Origin of the sequence: Kineococcus rubinsiae, assembly GCF_011839805.1 — a bacterium.
Lineage (GTDB): Bacteria > Actinomycetota > Actinomycetes > Actinomycetales > Kineococcaceae > Kineococcus > Kineococcus rubinsiae.
The window spans coordinates 52,472-66,629 of sequence record NZ_VWPY01000019.1; the positions used below are offsets into that span (position 1 = coordinate 52,472).

Genomic DNA, 14,158 nt, shown 5'->3' on the forward strand with positions numbered 1-14,158 from the left:
TGCGGCCGGAGGGCCGCGGGTGCGGTCCGGCCCACCGACCCTCGTCGCACGGGCCCGCCCGCGGGCGGTGCGGGAGCGGGCGTGTGGACAGCCCGCGGGCGGTGCGGGGTGTGGACGCGGCGGCGGTCCTCACCCGGTGAGCAGGCTCCCGGCGAGGGTGAGCACGACGGGCACGACGCCGAGCAGCAGGAACGACGGCAGGGTGCAGAGGCCGAGCGGCAGGACGAGCAGGGAGCCCAGCCGCGCCGCGGCCTCCTGGGCGGCGCGGCGGCGCTCGCGCCGGGCCTGGCCCGCGGCCGACAGCAGGAGGTCCGCGGCCGGGGCCCCGGCCAGGGCGGACAGCAGCAGGGCGTCCGCCAGCGGCGCCAGGTCCGGACCCGCTCCCGCCCAGGCCGTGCGGGGGTCGGCGCCGAGGCGCAGCTGCGCGCAGACCCCCTGCAGCGCCACCGCCGACGGGTCGGCCAGCGGGCCGGGGCGGGTGCTCTCGACGGCCGCGAGCGCCTCCTCCACGGCCGTGCCCGGGGGCAGCCCGGCGGTGACGGCGGCCGCGGTGAGCTCCAGCAACAGCGGGACGTCGAGGACGGGGCCGGGTGTCGCGCGAACCGGGCGCCGCAGACCGGCCCGCGCCCGCGGCACCACCTCGTCTGCGGAACCCCGCCGGACGGCGAGGCGCCCGCCCCGTCGTCCCGAGCTCCGCCCGGGTACCGCGAGGACCGCCAGCACCAGGAGGACGGCCGCGAGCGCGGCGGCCGCGGTCACCCCAGCCCTCCGGCCGCCGAGCGGACCATCCGCCGGGTCCAGCTCCGCCCGGCCAGCAGCAGGAGCGTGCCGACGACGGCGCACGCCCGCCCGGGCGTCGTGGCCAGCAGCGTCTGCCACGGCGGCGCACCGAGGACCGCGCCGAGCGCGAGGCCCACCAGCGGCAGGACTGCGACGGTGCGGGCGCTGACCCGGGCCCCGGCGGTGGCGACGCGCAGCGCCGCGTGGGCGTCGGCGTCCGCGCGCAGCCCCGCCGCGCAGGCGTCGAGCGCGTCGGCCGCGGGGGCCCCGGTGCGTTCCGCGAGCCGCCAGACGGCCCGCACGGCGGGCGGGGCGTCACCGAGGTCGACCCCGTCGGTCGTCGTCCCGGACGCGGGGGCCCCACCCGTCGCGTGCCGCCACGCCGTCGCGGGCGCGACCCCGGCCCGCAGCAGGGCCGCGGCCCGCTCGGCCAGCCGCGCACCCGCCAGCAGCTCGTCCTCGGGGCGGGCCGGCGACCGCGGGCCCGGCCGGCGGCGTCGGAGCGGCGGGAGACGGACCCCTCCCGTGCCCGCGGGGGCGCGGGCGCGGACCGGGCGGAGCAGCAGCACGGCCACGAGCAGGAGAGCCGCGACGAGCCAGCCGGCCCCGGTCGCGCTCACGCCCCCACCTGCCCGACGTCCGGCCCGAGCCGGGCCGCGAGCAGGGGCCAGCCCGGACCTCGGCGGAGGACACCGTCCGCGCCGACGGTGAGCGCGGCCGGTACCGCGACCCGCGCAGCCCCCCCACCGGCGGCGACGACCGCCACCTCGACGAGCTGCCGCCCGCCGTCGGCCGCAGCCCGGCGCTCGACGTGCAGGACCACGTCGACCCCGGCGACGAGCTGCGCGTCGACGGCGTCGGGGCTGGAGCCCGCGGCCGCGGCGAGCGCGTGCAGGCGCGGGACCACGTCGGCGGCCGTGTTGGCGTGCACGGTCCCGGCCCCGCCGGAGTGGCCGGTGTTGAGGGCGGCCAGCAGGTCGCGGACCTCGGCGCCGCGGCACTCGCCCACCACGAGGCGGTCGGGCCGCATCCGCAGCGCCTGCCGGACCAGGACGTCCAGGCCGATGCCGCCGCGCCCCTCGACGTTGCCGTGGCGCGCCTCCAGGCGCACGACGTGCGGGTGCTCGGGCCGCAGCTCCCCGGAGTCCTCGACCAGGACGATGCGCTCACCGGGCCCGACCTCGCCGAGCAGGGCCTGCAGCAGCGTCGTCTTCCCGGCGCCCGTCCCGCCGCTGACCAGCAGCGACAGCCGCCGGGCGACGACCGCGCGCAGCACCGGCAGCAGCGCCGGCGCGAGCCCGCCCGCGACGACGAGGTCGGCCAGCCGCCAGCGCCGCAGGGCCGGGACCCGCAGGCTGACGTGCGTGCCCTCGGGCGCGAGCGGCGGGAGGACCGCGTGCAGCCGCGTGCCGTCGGGCAGGCGCGCGTCCACGAAGGGGCTCGCCTCGTCCAGCCGCCGCCCCGCCCCCGCGGCGAGCCGGACCGCGAGGGCCCGCACCTCGGCCTCGCCGTCGAGCCGCAGGCCCGCGGGGCGCAGACCGGCGCCGTCGTCGACCCACACCGCGCCGCCACCGTTGACGAGGACGTCGGTGACGCCGTCGGCGCGCAGCAGCTCCTCCAGCCGCCCGGCGCCCGTGAGCTCCGCCCGCAGCGCGTCCACGAGGCGCAGCAGCGCGGGGGCGCCCAGGACGACGCCCTCGGCGGCGGCCGCGGCCGCGACGGCGTGCGGGTCGAGGCCCTCCCGGGCCGGCTGCCCCGCCGCGACGAGCCGGGACCGGACGCGGGCCGCGACGTCGCCGTTCAGGACGGCACCGGCGAGAGGTCGCGGAGGCTGGCCTCCTGCGCCCAGCGCAGGGCGAAGGCGCGCAGCGGGGTCCGGCGCCCGCGCGGCAGCCCCTCGCCGCGCTCGAGGGCGGCGTCGAGGTCCCGGTCGGTGCGCAGGCTTCCGGCCAGGCGGGCCCCGACCACGTCGGCGACGGTCTCGGCCGCGACGTCGGCGCCGACGTCGCGCACCAGCAGCCGCAGGGCCTGCGGGGAGCGCAGCGCGGGCCGCACCGCGTCCAGGACGCAGCAGGCCGCCGCTGCGGCGCGGTAGGTCGCGGGCACCACGAGGAGGACCTCGTCGCAGTGGGGCAGGACGGTGGCCAGGGCCGCGGGGTCGCGGCGGGGCAGGTCGACGAGGACGAGGTCGTGCAGCCGGCGCGCCGCGGTCAGCACCGACTCCAGCGCCGCGGGCCCGGGCGCCCCGCCGCGGCGCCGGTCCCCGGCCAGCAGCTGCAGGCCGTCGCCCACGGAGACCGTCGCGCGCAGCACGTCGGGGCGCAGCCGCCCCGAGACGCCCGTCAGGTCCGCCCAGCGCAGGCCGGGCAGCTCGTCGGCGCCGAGCACCAGGTCGAGGCCGCCGGAGAGCGGGTCGGCGTCGACGAGCAGGACGTCCGCGCCCTCCTCGGCGGCGGCCGTGGCCAGGGCGGCGGCCAGGACGCTGGCGCCCGCGCCGCCGCAGCCGCCGAGGACGCCGACGACGCGCCCGCGGCCGCCCGCGGCACCCTCGCCCGCGTCGGCCAGCCGCTCCAGGAGCCAGCTCTCGGCCTCCGGCAGGACGGCCGCGTGGTCGGCGTCGACCTCCGCCGCCCGGCGCCACCACGCGGCGTCGACGGGAGCCAGCCCGACGAGGACGGTCTCCGCGGCCTCCCCGCGCGCCCGCAGGACCTCGCCGGCGGGCACGTCGGCCCCGGCCAGCAGCAGCAGCGGGGCCTCGCCGGGCGGGCCGAGCGAGGGCCCGCTGTCGCGGCGCAGCGCGCAGCCGGCGGCGGCCGCCAGCCGGCTCACGGCATCGGCCAGCTCGTCGTCGTCGGTGAGCAGCACGGCGGTGCCCGTCGCGAGGGGCGCGGGCGGCAGCGGGCGGGGCGTTCGGGTGGTCGGCACGGTGTCCTCCTGGGGTGGCGGAGGACCACCGTCGGACCGCGGGGCGGGACGACGGCACCGGGCGGGCCCCGGGTGTGGACACGGGTGTCGCGGCGGCGGCTGTGGACGCGGGTGCCGCGCCGGAGGAGGAGACCCGGTGCACGGGGATCGACACCGTCACGCGCGGGGAGAGTGTGGAGACGGCCCCCGCTGGGGGGGAGCGGGGGCCGCCGACGGTCCGGCTCGGGGGGGATGAGCCGGGCCCGTTTGTGTAGCCCACAGGGCGTACTCCTGCATCTTCACCCCTCGGACACCTCCCTGGCAATTCTTCCGGGCAGGTGTCGGCGGATCTCCACCGATGAGGCGGCGGAGGTTCCCGCGGCGCCCCCCTCAGGCGCTCCCGGCGGCCGTCCGGGTGAGGAAGTCGCGGGCGATCGGCGCCGCGACGGCCCCCCCGCTCGTGCCGTCGGTGACGAAGACCGCGAAGGCCGTCGAGCCCTGCCAGCCGATGGTCCAGGCGTGCGTGGGCAGCGGGTCCGCCGACCCGTACTCGGCCGTCCCCGTCTTCGCCTGCACCGGGGCGCCGGGGACGTCCGCGAGCACGGTCGCGGTGCCGTCCGTGACGACGTCGCGCATGAGCCCGGCGAGGGTCGCCAGGTCCTCGGGCCGCGCCGCGGCGGCCACGGGGGCGGGGGCCGCGGCCGGGGCCGGCTCGAGCACCACGACCGGACGGCGCAGGGCACCCGCGGCCACCGAGGCCGCGGCCACGGCCATGGCGAGCGGGCTGACGAGGGTCCGGCCCTGCCCGAAGCTCGCGGCGGCGCGGTCGACGTCCGACTCGGTGGCGGGCACGTCGCCGGCGAAGGCGTCGACGCCCGTCGACCACTCCTCGCCGACGCCCAGCTGGGCGGCCGCGGTGCGCAGCGCGTCGTCGCCCAGGCGCGGGCTGAGGCTCGCGAAGGCCGTGTTGCACGACTGCGCGAAGTCCTGCCGGAAGGGGACGTCGCCGAAGGCCTCCCCCTCGAAGTTGCGGAAGGAGCGCCCGTCGACGGTGTAGGTCGGCGTGCAGGCGACGTTCGAGGCGGGGTCGAAGCCGCCGCCCAGCAGGGCCAGCGTCGTCGCCACCTTGAACGTGGAGCCCGGGGGGAAGCGGCCGGTCAGAGCGCGGTCGCCGCCCGTGGCGGGCCCGTTGGCGACGGCGAGCACCTCCCCCGTCGCGGTGTCCACGGCGACCAGCGCGGACGGCGAGGCCACCGACGCCAGCGCCTCGTCGGCCGCCTGCTGCACGGCGTTGTCCAGGCTCGTGCGCACGGTCTCCCCCGGCACCGGCGCGACGGAGACCAGCTCCTGCGACAGCGCGGTGGTGCCGCCCGAGGCCCGCACGACGACGCCGACCCGGCCGGCGAGGCGCTCGTCGTAGCGCGCCTGCAGGCCGGACAGCCCGGCCAGGTCACCCGCGGCGTAGCGGCCGCCGGAGGCCTCGACCACCTCGGCGGTGACCTGCCCGACCCCGCCCAGCAGGGCGCGCGCGAAGGCGCGGGTCGGCGCCAGCGGGAGCGTGGAGGTCCGGAAGACGGCGCCGGGCACGGCCTGCAGCGCGTCGCGCTGGGCGTCGTAGTCGGTGCGGCGCAGGGTGACGACGTCGACGAAGGCGTCCGGTGACGCCTGCTGGATCCGGCCCGCGAGCCCCGCCCCGTCGACCCCGAGCAGCCCGGCGAGAGCCGTCGCGGTGGCCCCCGCGTCCTTCGTGCGCGAGGGCTGCACCCCGACGTCGACGACGTCGGTCTCGGTCACCACGGGCAGCCCGTCGCGGCCCAGGACGTCGGCGCGCGGCGGCTGCGTGCGCTCCAGGACGAAGGTGGCGCCCTGCGCGAGCGCGGGGTGCACGAGCGCCGGGGACCACACGGCGCGCCAGGCGGCGTCCTCCCCCTCGCCGGTGCGGCGCAGCGCCGCGGTGGTGGCGTAGGTGAGGACGCTGCCCGCGGGGGCGCCGTGCTGCGCGGCCAGGTCGAAGGTGACCTCCAGCTGCGCCGAGGCCGTCCCGTCACCGGCCCGCTCCGCGTCCACCGACACGACCCGCACGCGCGGCGGGGCGCTCGCGAGGCCCCCGGCCAGCCGGGCGTACTCGGCGGCCGGGTCGGCCGGGGCCCCCGTCAGCGGTGCCTCGGCCCAGGCGCCGCCCGTCCACGCCGCCGCGACGGCGTCGGCCGCGGCGCGCGCGTCGGCCGCGTCGTCGGGACGCTCGCGCAGGAGGAGGACCGCACCGCCCGCGACGGCGGCCGCCGCGACGACGGAGCCGGCGACCACGACGGTGCGGCGCCGGGGCCCGCCGCGCGGCGCCGGGGCCTCGGAGGGATCGGGGGCAGCGGGACCGGTCATCCCCCCGATGCTCGCAGACCTGCCCCGCCCCGCCGCGGTCCCCGTCACCGACCCGCCGGAGGGGCGGTGACCGGCTGCTAGCCTTTCCCACGGAGGTGTCGCCTAGTGGCCTATGGCGCCCGCCTGCTAAGCGGGTTGGGGGCTCAAACCCCCTCGCGGGTTCAAATCCCGCCACCTCCGCCAGGCCACAGGGCCCCGTCCGCACTCGCCGGACGGGGCCCTGAGCACGTCTCGGGGCTACTGCCGCAACCGATTGGTCCTCAGCCGGAGAGCCAGCTATGCTCATCCCCGGTCACCACGCCTCGCGGGGTGCCTGCGCCCGTAGCTCAACGGATAGAGCATCTGACTACGGATCAGAAGGTTAGGGGTTCGAATCCCTTCGGGCGCACCAGCAAGATCACGTGAACGTCGAGCCGCCCCCCGAGGGCGGCTTCGTCGTTCCCGGCCCTCCTCGCCGGCGCCTCCGCACCGCCCGTCCCGCCCCGGGGCGGCCCGCGGGAGCTGGCCTACTGTTCGGACCTCCGCCGAAGGAGGACCACCATGCCGTTCGACATCCGCTCCGCCACCGCCCTCGTCACGGGCGCGAGTTCCGGGCTGGGCTCGGAGTTCGCCCGCCGCTTCGCCGCCCGCGGCGCCGACCTCGTCCTGGTCGCCCGTCGCGCCGACCGCCTCGAGGAACTCGCCGCCGAGCTGCGCACCGCCCACGGCGTGACCGTGACGGTCGTGCCCTTCGACCTCGCCCGCCCCGACGCGGGCCGCGCGCTGCGCGCGGAACTCGACGCCGCCTCGATCAGCGTGCACCTGCTCGTGAACAACGCCGGCTTCGGCACGCACGTGCCGTTCGTGCGCGCCGACGTGGAGCGGGTGGAGGAGGAGATCACCCTCAACGTTTCCGCCCTCGTCGACCTCACGCGGGCCTTCCTGCCCCCCATGGTCGACGCCGGCCGGGGTGCCGTGGTGAACCTGGCCAGCATCGCGGCCTACCAGCCGGCTCCCGGGATGGCGGTGTACGGGGCGACGAAGGCGTTCGTCCTGCACTTCACGGAGGCCCTCGCCTTCGAGCTGCGCGGCTCCGGGGTGAAGGTCCTGAGCGTCGCCCCCGGGCCGACGAGGACCGAGTTCTTCGACGTCGCCGGCGAGAACGCCTCCGGCGGCGCACGGTTCCAGACGGCCGAACAGGTGGTCTCGGCCGCGCTGCGCGCGCTGGACCGCCGCAGCACCCCGGCCAGCACGGTCTCGGGCGCCGCGAACCTGCTCACCACCTCGGCGGCCCGGTTCGTGCCCCGCCGCGTGGCGCTGGCCATCGCCGGGCGGATGCTGCGCGCCTGAGCGCCCCCGCGGGCCGGCTCCCCCGGAAGCCGGCCCGCACCCCGCCGCGCGGCCGGCGCGAACCGGTCGGGGGCACCGGACCGGTTGTCCTGCAGAGGTTCCGCAGAACGCCGACGGGCAGCGCCGCGCGGGCGGCGGCCGGGACCGTCGCCCGGCGTGAACGGTCACCACGGCCCCTCGCCGTCCTTTCCCGTGATCTGTCCGGGATGACCTCGATCACGTTCCCGCCCGGAATGTCGAGGAGGAACGGCGGACCCTTACCCACATCCTCTTCACGCACTCCCGAGAACGCCTCGCGAAGCTCTCCGGGGAACTGATCGTGAATGCCTTCCGGGGCGCGTGGCCACGGGGAACTGTGGTTTCATGGTCATTGCGATCCACACCCTCTTCCCCCTTGGAGACCAGCATGGCAACTCACGACGTAGCGCTGAAGGTGGCGACCGAACTCGCCGTCGGCGCCGTGGACCTCGAGATCCCCGTCAAGCGCAACGGCCGCCGCATCGGCGTCTTCACCGTGAACTCGAACGGTGTCTCCTGGAACCCGTCGACGTCGAAGGCCCCGACCTCCGTGTCCTGGGAGGACCTCCCCGACGCGCTGAGCGGCAAGCCCGCCGCGGCCCCGGCCGCCCCCGCCGCCGCTGCTGCCGCGCCGGCGAAGAAGGCGACGGCCAAGAAGGCCGCGACGACCACCAAGAAGACGGCCGCCAAGAAGAGCGCGCCCGCGGAGACCGCCCCCGAGCCCACCCCGGCTCCCGTGGCCGAGACCCCGGCGCCGGCGCCCGCCGCCACCGCCAAGAAGGCCACCGCGAAGAAGGCGGCCAAGAAGTCGGCTCCCGCCACCTCGGCCACCTCCGCCACCACCGGTGCCGTCGACGCCCGCGCGGTCCGCGCCTGGGCCGCCGAGAACGGGATCGCCGTCGCCCCGCGCGGCCCGATCTCCTCGAGCATCATCGACCAGTTCCGCGCCGCGAGCTGAGCACGCAGCGCTGAGACGACGGAGGGGCGGGTCCTGACGGACCCGCCCCTCCGTCGCGTCCGCCGGTTCCCGGCCCGGCGCCTCAGCGCCTGCGGCGCCCCCGCGGCGTCCCGGGCACGACGGGCGGGACGCGGTCGGCGCCGAAGATCTCCGCGCAGATGCTGATGTAGAGCTGGTCCGGCACGGGCAGCCAGCGGACCTCGCGCAGCGCCTGGTCCTGACCGGCGGACTCCATGACGAACTCCCCGTAGTCGAGGACGCGTCCCGCGAGGGTCTGGTTGTAGCTCATGTCGGTGACCTTCCCGACGGGCATCATCGCCACCCGCCGGTTGACGACGCCGAACGTCAGCAGCAGGCGGCGGTCGGTGGCCACGAACCAGTCCCCGTGCCACATCAGCAGCCGCCACCCGGCGCGGGCCAGCAGCACGAACCACCCCAGGAACAGGGCGTCGCCCACCAGCGGGACCTGCGGGGGCAGCCGGAACGTCAGCCACACGACCACGACGAACGCGGCGACGACGCTCGCGAACGGCTCCAGCAGCTGGGCGGGGTGACGGCGCACGGCGACGACGAGGCGTTCGGTGGGCAGCAGGTAGCGGCGCACGCCCGAGGGCAGGCAGGCCACCACGGGATCGCGGGCGTCCACCTCCGCCGACCCCTCGGGGGCCGCGGCGCTGCGGCGGACGAACAGACGGCCCAGCACGGTGGTCAGCTGTTCAGGACGCCGTCGAAGAACGCGCCGATGCTCGAGACGATGGTGCCGAGCGCTTCACCGACGCTGCGCACGAACGCCGCGGCCTGGTCGGGTGCGCGGTAGACGGCGTACAGGGCGAAGACCACCAGGACCCACCACAGGACTCTGCGCCACTTCATGACCGCTCCTCTCCTACGACGTCGCCGGGTGCCTCGCCCGTCGGGTCCCGAACTGCCGCTTCCGGGAGCGGACACGGCGCGTGCAAGATCGATCCCTGACGGTGCACAGCATGCCGGAAGAGGACACGGCGATCGACCACCCCGCGCCGGGAACTTCCGGGCGGGGGCGGCCGCCGGGGCTCAGACGACGCCGTAGAGGCGGTCACCCGCGTCGCCCAGGCCCGGGACGATGTAGCCGGAGGAGTTCAGGTGCTCGTCGACGGCCGCGGTGACGACGGTCACGTGGGCGGCCCCGTCGAACGCCTCGCGCAGGACCTCGACGCCCTCGGGCGCGGCCAGCAGGCAGATCGCGGTGACGTCGTCGGCGCCGCGCTCGAGGAGGTAGTTGATGGACGCGACGAGGGTTCCGCCGGTCGCGAGCATCGGGTCGAGCACGTAGCACTGCCGGCCGCTGAGGTCGTCGGGCAACCGGTTCGCGTAGGTCGTCGCCTGCAGCGTCGACTCGTCGCGGATGAGGCCGAGGAAACCGACCTCCGCGGTCGGCAGCAACCGGACCATCCCGTCGAGCATGCCGAGGCCGGCGCGCAGGATCGGCACGACGATCGGCTTGGGCGAGGTCAGCCGCACGCCGACGGTCGGGGCGACCGGCGTGGTGATGGGGTGCGGCTCGACGCGGACGTCGCGCGTCGCCTCGTAGGCGAGCAGCGTCACCAGTTCGTCCGCGAGGCGGCGGAACGTGGGCGAGTCGGTCCCGGCGTCGCGCAGCGCCGTCAGCTTGTGCGCGACGAGGGGGTGGTCGATGACGAGGAGACGCATGGGCCGAAACCTACTGGCCCGGGGCGGGACCCGTCTGCCGCGGCGACCCCCGGGAACGGGCGCGGCGCGCGTGGATGGCCCGCAGCCCGACCGGCCTGCCACGATGGGCGGGTGGCGTACTTCACCGCGGTCCTGTCCTACGACGACGGCTGGCACCCCGTCGACGTCGACCTCGAGACCAGCTCCCCCGACGAACTGGCCGACGTCCTGCGCGGGGTCGTCGACGACGACTCCCCCGTGCTCGCCGTCCTCGAGCGCGAGGACGAGTGGTTCGCGTTCGTGCGCACCGACGGTGCCGTCGACGTGCGCGTGTTCGTCTCGGACGCGGTCGCGGCGGCCGAGAGCCGCTACGCCGAGCTGTTCGCCGAACTGCCCCCGCCCGCCGGCACCCGCCCGCGCCCCGTCGAGGGCGGTGCCGCCGAGACCGACGACGACGGGGACGAGGAGGGGGAGGAGACCGAGGAGGTCACCCCGGCCGCACCCGTGCCGGGTGTCGTCCTCGACGAGCTGTGGGCGGGCGACGCCGACCTGCTGTCCGACCTGGGCGCCCCGCCGGACCTGCTGGTCCGCCTCGCCGTGAGCGGCGAGGACCCCTCGGCCGCGACCGTCGCGGTCGGCGAGGTCCTCGGCTTCGCCGACGTGCTGGAGTCCCTGCGCTGAGCGGTCTCGCCCAGCCCGCCGCCTGGCTGGGCTGGATGCGGCTGGCGCTGGCCGAGGCGGAGCTCTGCCGCACCACGGGCGACGTCCCGGTGGGGGCCGTCGTCCTCGACGCGGACGGCACGGTGCTGGGCGCGGGCCGCAACGAGCGCGAGGCCGCGGGCGACCCGACGGCCCACGCGGAGGTGCTGGCCCTGCGCGCCGCCGCCCGGGCCCGCGGGGGCTGGCGCCTGGACGGCTGCACCCTCGTCGTGACGCTGGAACCCTGCACGATGTGCGCGGGGGCGGTGGTCCTGGCCCGCGTCCCGCGGTTGCTGCTCGGCGCCTGGGACCCGCGCTTCGGCGCGGCGGGGTCGTTGCGCGACGTGGTGCGCGACCGCCGGCTGAACCACACGGTCGAGGTCGTCGGCGGTGTGCTGGAGCAGGAGTGCCGCGCGCTGCTCGACGAGTTCTTCGCCGGCCGCCGCGACGGGGGCTGAACCGCGCGCGTGGCCGGCGGCACCCCTCCGCCGTGTATCGTGACCGTCGGTGGCGTGTCCGAGCGGCCTAAGGAGCACGCCTCGAAAGCGTGTGAAGGGGAGACTCTTCCGTGGGTTCAAATCCCACCGCCACCGCTCTCACGACGAAGGCCCCCGGTCCGCGGACCGGGGGCCTTCGTCGTCTGCGCCCGCTCAGCAGCCGGGCAGGGGCGCCGCCGGCGGCGGGGCGGGCGCGACGAGCGCGTCCTCGGCCAGCAGCTGCGCGTACCCGTCCCCGAGGGTGACCTCGACGCCCGCGAGCGCCGGGTCCTCGGCGAGCTGGACGTCCGGGACGCGCGCCGCGACGGTGCGGGCCTGGGCCAGCAGCGCCGGCGGGTAGCGCACCGACGCCGTGACGGGACCGGCGGCGACGTCGGCGTTGGCCGTGCGGGTGACGACGAAGCCGCGGGTGCGCAGCTCCGCCGCGACGGTCCCCGCGAGGCCGCGGCGCGTGGTGCCGTTCAGGACGCTGACGCTGACCTCGGGCGGCGCCGAGAGCGGCGGGGGTGCGGCCACGGCGCACGACGGGGCGGGCGTCGGGGTCGCGGCGGCCGGGGTGCCGGGTGACCAGCGGCCCGTCCAGGTCAGGGCGCCGACCGTGCCGGCCGCGAGGACCGCGAGCACGACGACGGCGAAGACGACCCGCTGCCGCAGCAGCCGGGTGCGGCGCCGGGCCGCGAGCCGGTCTGCGGAGGCAACCTCGTCGTCCGGGCGCCCGCCCTCGTCGTCCGCGCCCTCGACGCCTGCGCGCGCGTCGTCCGCGCGCTCGTCGTCGAAGAGGCCGCCGCGCCGCTGCTCCCCCACCGCGCCGCGCTCCTCGTCGTCCTGGTGGTAGTGAGCCACTCGCCCCGCCCCCGCTCCGGTCGTCCCCCGTCCCGGGCGCCGTCGCCCGGGTCCCTCTCCGTCAGTCCGGCAGCGCGAGCACCCGCGCGTGTAGGACCTGCCGCTGGTGCAGGGCCGCCCGCACCGCGCGGTGCAGCCCGTCCTCGAGGTACAGCTGCCCGCGCCAGGACACGACGTGGGCGAACAGGTCGCCGAAGAACGTGGAGTCGTCGGCCAGGAGGGCGTCGAGGTCCAGCGTCCGCTTGGTCGTCACGAGCTGCTCGAGGCGGACCTGCCGCGGGGCCACCTCGGCCCACTGGCCGACCGTCTCGTACCCGTGGTCGGGGTACGGGCGTCCGTCCCCGACGGCCTGGAAGATCACGGTGCCCGAGTCTAGGTGCTGGGGGCGGCGCAGGGTGGGAGGACGACGAAGGGCCCGCCCCCGGTGTCCGGGAGCGGGCCCTCTCGCGAGCGGAGGATAGGGGATTTGAACCCCTGAGGGCGTTAACCCAACACGCTTTCCAAGCGTGCGCCATAGGCCACTAGGCGAATCCTCCGTGAGCCAGCCTAGCGCCCCCGGCACCCTGGTCGTGACCGGTGGCGTGGCCCGCGTCGCGCCGGGGCCGCCGCGGGGGCCCGGGGAGCCGGCCTGTTTGGTCCGCCCGGGGGCAGCCCTTACAGTGGTCGCAGACCCCTCGTGCGGCGTCATCCTGTGAACTCCCCCAGGGCCGGAAGGCAGCAAGGGTAAGCGGGCTCTGGCGGGTGTGCGGGGGGTCCCTCACGTTCCGGGGACCGTGCCGCGCCGGGGACCTGGACGTGTCGGCGCTGCGGGTTAGCCTCGTCCCCGTGACGACCGCCCTGTACCGCCGCTACCGGCCCGAGAGCTTCGCGGAGGTCATCGGGCAGGAGCACGTCACGGGCCCGCTCAGCCAGGCGATCAGCAAGGGCCGCATCACCCACGCGTACCTGTTCTCCGGCCCGCGCGGCTGCGGGAAGACGACGAGCGCGCGCATCCTGGCCCGCTGCCTGAACTGCGAGGCCGGCCCGACGCCGACGCCCTGCGGGGTCTGCGACTCGTGCACCAGCCTCGCGCGCGGCGGCCCCGGCAGCATCGACGTCGTCGAGATCGACGCGGCCAGCCACGGCGGCGTGGACGACGCCCGCGACCTGCGCGAGCGCGCGACCTTCGCCCCGGCCCGGGACCGCTTCAAGATCTACATCATCGACGAGGCCCACATGGTCAGCCCGCAGGGCTTCAACGCCCTGCTGAAGACCGTCGAGGAACCCCCGCCGCACGTGAAGTTCATCTTCGCGACGACGGAGCCGGAGAAGGTCCTCACGACCATCCGCTCCCGCACCCACCACTACCCCTTCCGGCTCGTGCCGCCGGGGCAGCTCACGGCGTACCTGGGCGAGCTGGCCGAGCGCGAGGGCGTGAGCATCGGCAAGGGCGTCCTGCCGCTCGTCGTGCGCGCCGGGGGCGGTTCCGTCCGCGACTCGCTGTCGGTGCTCGACCAGCTCATCGCGGGCGCGGGCGAGGACGGCGTCACCTACGACACGGCCGTCGCCCTGCTCGGCTACACGCACGCCTCCCTGCTGGACGACGTCGTCGAGGCCGTCGCGGCCGGAGACGGCGCGACCGTCTTCCGGGTCGTCGAGCGCGTCGTGGACTCCGGGCAGGAGCCGCGCCGCTTCGCCGACGACCTGCTGCAGCGCCTGCGCGACCTGGTCATCGTCGCGGCCATCGGCGACGAGGCCGGCGAGGCCCTCGCCGTGCCCGAGGACGCGCTGGACCGGCTGCGGGCGCAGGCCGCGCACCTGGGCCGCGCGGAGGTCTCCCGGGCGGCGGACGTCGTGGCCGCGGGCCTGGAGGCCATGACGGGCGCGACGTCGCCGCGGCTGCAGCTGGAGCTGCTGTGCGCGCGGCTGCTGCTGCCCGGCGCGGACGCCGACGGCGGCCTCGGCCCCCGGCTGGACCGGCTGGAGCGGCGCCTGTCCGCCGGGCTCCCCGTGGGGGCGGCGCCCGTGACGGCCCCGGCTCCCCCGCCCGCCGCCACGGCCCCCGCGGCTCCCGAGACGGCCCCGCGGCCGGCCGCCGTCGCGG

Annotated in this window: 15 protein-coding genes, 4 tRNA genes and 1 other RNA gene; 9 read left to right on the plus strand and 11 right to left on the minus strand. The window is 77.4% G+C overall.

All coding sequences use genetic code 11. The features are described from left to right. Window positions 1-129: 129 nt before the first annotated feature. From F1544_RS11435 to F1544_RS11455, 5 genes are all read right to left on the minus strand, one after another. The gene (locus F1544_RS11435) at window positions 130-759 is read right to left on the minus strand and encodes a type II secretion system F family protein (RefSeq protein ID WP_167585334.1); all 630 of its coding nucleotides are present in this window, start codon (window positions 757-759) and stop codon (window positions 130-132) included. Further along, window positions 756-1,400 carry a type II secretion system F family protein gene (locus F1544_RS11440; RefSeq protein WP_167585336.1) on the minus strand — a complete coding sequence of 215 codons (645 nt, stop codon included), beginning with the start codon at window positions 1,398-1,400 and terminating at the stop codon, window positions 756-758. The genes F1544_RS11435 and F1544_RS11440 overlap by 4 nt, the downstream gene beginning before the upstream one ends. Continuing rightward, entirely contained in the window at window positions 1,397-2,584 is a 1,188-nt protein-coding gene (locus F1544_RS11445) for a TadA family conjugal transfer-associated ATPase (RefSeq protein WP_167585384.1), read from the minus strand. Before F1544_RS11445 ends, F1544_RS11440 begins: the two co-directional genes overlap by 4 nt. Then, window positions 2,581-3,705 carry a septum site-determining protein Ssd gene (gene ssd, locus F1544_RS11450; protein WP_167585338.1) on the minus strand — a complete coding sequence of 375 codons (1,125 nt, stop codon included), beginning with the start codon at window positions 3,703-3,705 and terminating at the stop codon, window positions 2,581-2,583. Before ssd ends, F1544_RS11445 begins: the two co-directional genes overlap by 4 nt. Before the next feature lie 369 nt (window positions 3,706-4,074). Beyond that, window positions 4,075-6,063 carry a penicillin-binding transpeptidase domain-containing protein gene (locus F1544_RS11455; protein WP_167585340.1) on the minus strand — a complete coding sequence of 663 codons (1,989 nt, stop codon included), beginning with the start codon at window positions 6,061-6,063 and terminating at the stop codon, window positions 4,075-4,077. Window positions 6,064-6,154: 91 nt separating this feature from the next. On the opposite strand from F1544_RS11455, the gene F1544_RS11460 reads away from it, so the two are divergent. The 4 genes from F1544_RS11460 to F1544_RS11475 all read left to right on the plus strand — a co-directional run bounded on the left by F1544_RS11460 (window position 6,155) and on the right by F1544_RS11475 (window position 8,368). Continuing rightward, window positions 6,155-6,246: transfer RNA gene (locus tag F1544_RS11460), tRNA-Ser, on the plus strand. A gap of 132 nt (window positions 6,247-6,378) precedes the next feature. Further along, window positions 6,379-6,454 (plus strand) — tRNA-Arg (locus F1544_RS11465). Window positions 6,455-6,603: 149 nt separating this feature from the next. After that, window positions 6,604-7,392 (plus strand): SDR family NAD(P)-dependent oxidoreductase, encoded by a 789-nt coding sequence (locus tag F1544_RS11470; protein ID WP_167585342.1) that lies wholly within the window; start codon window positions 6,604-6,606, stop codon window positions 7,390-7,392. Window positions 7,393-7,798: 406 nt separating this feature from the next. Then, window positions 7,799-8,368, plus strand: coding sequence for an Lsr2 family DNA-binding protein (locus F1544_RS11475; protein ID WP_167585344.1), 570 nt, complete (start codon window positions 7,799-7,801; stop codon window positions 8,366-8,368). A gap of 82 nt (window positions 8,369-8,450) precedes the next feature. Here the strand turns inward: F1544_RS11475 and F1544_RS11480 are convergent, their stop codons facing one another. From F1544_RS11480 to upp, 3 genes are all read right to left on the minus strand, one after another. Further along, window positions 8,451-9,071, minus strand: coding sequence for a PH domain-containing protein (locus F1544_RS11480; protein ID WP_208971701.1), 621 nt, complete (start codon window positions 9,069-9,071; stop codon window positions 8,451-8,453). 5 nt (window positions 9,072-9,076) lie between these two features. Then, window positions 9,077-9,241, minus strand: coding sequence for a hypothetical protein (locus F1544_RS11485; RefSeq protein ID WP_167585346.1), 165 nt, complete (start codon window positions 9,239-9,241; stop codon window positions 9,077-9,079). A gap of 180 nt (window positions 9,242-9,421) precedes the next feature. Then, the gene (upp, locus tag F1544_RS11490) at window positions 9,422-10,057 is read right to left on the minus strand and encodes a uracil phosphoribosyltransferase (protein WP_167585348.1); all 636 of its coding nucleotides are present in this window, start codon (window positions 10,055-10,057) and stop codon (window positions 9,422-9,424) included. A 111-nt stretch (window positions 10,058-10,168) separates the two neighbouring features. Here upp and F1544_RS11495 point away from each other — a divergent pair, with 111 nt between their 5' ends. The 3 genes from F1544_RS11495 to F1544_RS11505 all read left to right on the plus strand — a co-directional run bounded on the left by F1544_RS11495 (window position 10,169) and on the right by F1544_RS11505 (window position 11,328). Continuing rightward, window positions 10,169-10,717 carry a tRNA adenosine deaminase-associated protein gene (locus tag F1544_RS11495; RefSeq protein ID WP_167585350.1) on the plus strand — a complete coding sequence of 183 codons (549 nt, stop codon included), beginning with the start codon at window positions 10,169-10,171 and terminating at the stop codon, window positions 10,715-10,717. A gap of 35 nt (window positions 10,718-10,752) precedes the next feature. Further along, window positions 10,753-11,193 (plus strand): nucleoside deaminase, encoded by a 441-nt coding sequence (locus F1544_RS11500; RefSeq protein ID WP_167585352.1) that lies wholly within the window; start codon window positions 10,753-10,755, stop codon window positions 11,191-11,193. Window positions 11,194-11,241: 48 nt separating this feature from the next. After that, window positions 11,242-11,328: transfer RNA gene (locus F1544_RS11505), tRNA-Ser, on the plus strand. 57 nt (window positions 11,329-11,385) lie between these two features. Here the strand turns inward: F1544_RS11505 and F1544_RS24375 are convergent. The 3 genes from F1544_RS24375 to F1544_RS11520 form a co-directional block, all read right to left on the minus strand. Beyond that, the gene (locus F1544_RS24375; protein WP_208971702.1) at window positions 11,386-12,075 is read right to left on the minus strand and encodes a LytR C-terminal domain-containing protein; all 690 of its coding nucleotides are present in this window, start codon (window positions 12,073-12,075) and stop codon (window positions 11,386-11,388) included. Between the two features lie 61 nt (window positions 12,076-12,136). Beyond that, window positions 12,137-12,436: a type II toxin-antitoxin system VapB family antitoxin gene (locus tag F1544_RS11515; protein ID WP_167585354.1), complete on the minus strand. Its 300-nt coding sequence runs from the start codon at window positions 12,434-12,436 to the stop codon at window positions 12,137-12,139. A 90-nt stretch (window positions 12,437-12,526) separates the two neighbouring features. Continuing rightward, window positions 12,527-12,611 (minus strand) — tRNA-Ser (locus tag F1544_RS11520). Between the two features lie 129 nt (window positions 12,612-12,740). Between F1544_RS11520 and ffs the strand changes: the two genes are divergently transcribed. Together ffs and F1544_RS11530 are read left to right on the plus strand one after the other, a co-directional pair. Next, window positions 12,741-12,836, plus strand: an RNA gene (ffs, locus tag F1544_RS11525) — signal recognition particle sRNA small type. Between the two features lie 64 nt (window positions 12,837-12,900). Further along, on the plus strand, window positions 12,901-14,158 hold a 1,258-nt coding region (locus F1544_RS11530), incomplete at its 3' end, for a DNA polymerase III subunit gamma and tau (protein WP_167585356.1).